The 1,531-nt window shown below is 60.4% G+C and carries 2 protein-coding genes; one reads left to right on the forward strand and one right to left on the reverse strand.

The annotated features are described in order from the left end of the window. On the reverse strand, positions 1 to 581 hold a 581-nt coding region (locus BMH52_RS25865), incomplete at its 3' end, for an alpha-hydroxy acid oxidase (RefSeq protein WP_143192555.1). Positions 582 to 701: 120 nt separating this feature from the next. Between BMH52_RS25865 and BMH52_RS25870 the strand changes: the two genes are divergently transcribed. Continuing rightward, positions 702 to 1,487 (forward strand): DeoR/GlpR family DNA-binding transcription regulator, encoded by a 786-nt coding sequence (locus BMH52_RS25870; protein ID WP_038449901.1) that lies wholly within the window; start codon positions 702 to 704, stop codon positions 1,485 to 1,487. Positions 1,488 to 1,531 lie beyond the last annotated feature (44 nt).

The raw sequence follows: 1,531 nt of genomic DNA on the forward strand, positions 1-1,531 counted from the left end.
ACCCAGCGCGGCTTGGTCATCATGTTGAGAATGTTCGGCAGGGTCAGCTTGGGCGGCGCGGACAAACCATTGATCAAGTCCTTGTGGCGCTGCCCCAGAATCTGCAAATCCAGGGTCAGCACCAATGCATCCACCCCGGCCGCCTTGGCGCGCTCGATCAACTGCTCGATAAAACTGCGGTCGCGCATCACATACAACTGGAACCAGAACGGCTGGCCGACGTGCTCGGCGATGTCTTCCAGCGAACAGATACTCATGGTCGACAAGGTGTAGCGCAGCCCGAACGCAGCAGCGGCACGGGCAGTGAGGATTTCGCCATCGGCATGCTGCATGCCCGCCAGGCCAGTCGGCGCCAGCGCCACGGGCATGGCCATGTCCTGGCCAATCATACTGGCGCGGATCGAACGCTCGTCGATATTGCGCGCCACCCGTTGACGGAACTTGATACGCGCAAAATCAGTTTCGTTGGCGCGGTAGGTGCTCTCAGTCCAGGAGCCGGAATCGGCGTAGTCGTAGAACATGCGGGGGACACGTTTTTGCGCCAGCTTGCGTAAGTCTTCGATGGTTGTGATCAACGGCATCGGGTCACCTCTCCCTGAACTGAACACAGAGAGTAACCGGCAGGAGCGTGGGCAACCAGCCGTTGCGTTTAGATGGACTGACGATTAATCTCGCACAAACCCGCAATAAAGCGCACAAACATGCATAACACTCATCAAGCCATCGACCTGCCTTCCCTGCGCAAACAAAAGATCTTGTTGCTGCTGGAACGCGACGGCAAGGTCACCGCATCTGAGTTGGTCGAGCATTTCGCCGTGTCCCAGGACACCATCCGCCGCGACCTTGGCGAACTCGCTGCCGCCGGCCTGTTGCAACGCGTACACGGCGGCGCCCTGCCCCGGCCCAAGGACACCGGCAAGGATTTCTTTACCCGTGTCGGCGAGACCAACGAGGTCAAGCGCCACCTCGCCCGCGTGGCGGCGGAGCGGGTTGAAGACGGCCAGATCGTGCTGTTCGATTCTGGCTCCACCACCTTGCAGATTGCGCAGTGCTTGCCCCATGCACTGCACCTGACTGTGGTCACGCCATCCCCCATGATCGCCATCGCCCTGGCCGACCATCCGCATATAAAAGTGATCCTGGCCGGCGGCCAACTCAACCCCGCTACGCTCTCCACCGGCGGCCATGAAGCGGTGCGCCTGATCCAGAGCGTCAAGGCCGACCTGTTGTTCACCGGAGTGTGCGCATTGCACCCGCAAGTGGGCATCACCTCGCTGCATTTTGGTGAAGTCGCCGTCAAGCAAGCCTTGCTCGACAGCGCGTCCCACGTCATCGCCGTGACCACCTCAGACAAACTCGGCGCGGTGGAACCCTTTGTGGTGGCGCCATGCAGCCGTATTCATACGCTGATTACCGAGTGGGATGCACCGGATGTGCAGGCATATGAACAGTTGGGGTTGCAGGTGCAGCGGGTGGACGTGCAGTGATACAAACCACGATGCGAAGCGAGCCGCTCTTGATCTTGAGCTGG

It is taken from the genome of Pseudomonas sp. BTN1 (assembly GCF_001907715.1).
Classification (GTDB): domain Bacteria; phylum Pseudomonadota; class Gammaproteobacteria; order Pseudomonadales; family Pseudomonadaceae; genus Aquipseudomonas; species Aquipseudomonas paracarnis.

Coding starts and splice junctions, on each gene's coding strand:
- BMH52_RS25870 (WP_038449901.1), top strand. CDS start 702: ATGCATAACACTCATCAAGCCATCGACCTGCCTTCCCTGCGCAAACAA.